Source organism: Mesorhizobium sp. M7A.F.Ca.US.014.04.1.1 (assembly GCF_003998745.1).
Classification (GTDB): Bacteria; Pseudomonadota; Alphaproteobacteria; order Rhizobiales; family Rhizobiaceae; genus Mesorhizobium; species Mesorhizobium ciceri.
On sequence record NZ_RZRW01001211.1, the window covers coordinates 1 to 834 of the forward strand.

Sequence of the window (834 nt, forward strand, 5' to 3'; positions counted from 1 at the left end):
GCGCGCAATGCACCGCCGGCGAACCCGCCGCTGGCCGGGGATATCCAGACACCCGCCGGCGAACCGGTCAGCGGCGACATCGTGCTGCCGGTCGGGGCCAAGGTGGTCAGCCAGTCGCTGTCCGGCAACCGTGTCTCGATCGACGCCGAGCTTGCCGACGGCAGCCGCACGATCTTCGTCTACGACATCACTGAGCGACGCCTGATCGGCCGCTTTGCGATCCGCAACAAGTGACCGAGCCGCAACGATGAACGGCAGCAGGCCCATGAGCAAGCCTCGGGGATGAGCGGGTTCGCCGAACATCGTCGCGTCGCCACGGTCGCCCTGGTCGTCGCCAATTATGACGAGGCGATTGCCTGGTATGTCGAGAGGCTGGGTTTCCTGCTCGTCGAAAATGTCGATCTCGGCGGCGGCAAGCGCTGGGTCACAGTGGCGCCGGCCAACGGGCAGGGCGCCAGGCTGCTGCTGGCCGAGGCTTCCGACGAGGCGCAAAGCAAAAGTATCGGCGATCAGACCGGCGGGCGTGTCTTCCTGTTCCTGGAAACCGACGACTTTGCCCGCGACCACGCGGCGATGCTGGAGAAGGGCGTCGAATTCCGCGAAGCACCGCGCTTCGAGCCCTACGGCACGGTGGCGGTTTTCGCCGATCTGCATGGCAATCTCTGGGATCTGATCGAACCGAAACGATAGGCTGACGGCCGGCTTTTCCTCGACCGGGGAAAGCGGCCTAACCCCAGTTGCTTTTTCCCAGCGCTCAGCCTATATCGCCGGTTCTTGAACGCGCCCATCGTCTAGCGGTCAGGACACCGCCCTCTCACGGCGGGAACACAGGTG

1 protein-coding gene and 1 pseudogene are annotated in these 834 nt (G+C 65.0%); both read left to right on the top strand.

Translation table 11 applies throughout. The features are described 5' to 3' along the window. Nucleotides 1–234, top strand: a pseudogene (locus EOA22_RS35630) (fimbrial protein); the annotation flags it as partial. A gap of 48 nt (nucleotides 235–282) precedes the next feature. Then, the gene (locus EOA22_RS35635; RefSeq protein WP_063169153.1) at nucleotides 283–690 is read left to right on the top strand and encodes a VOC family protein; all 408 of its coding nucleotides are present in this window, start codon (nucleotides 283–285) and stop codon (nucleotides 688–690) included. The last annotated feature ends 144 nt before the right edge of the window (nucleotides 691–834 follow it).

What these genes read in the sequence shown, in the direction of transcription:
- EOA22_RS35635 (WP_063169153.1), top strand. Translation starts at nt 283, where the DNA reads ATGAGCGGGTTCGCCGAACATCGTCGCGTCGCCACGGTCGCCCTGGTC.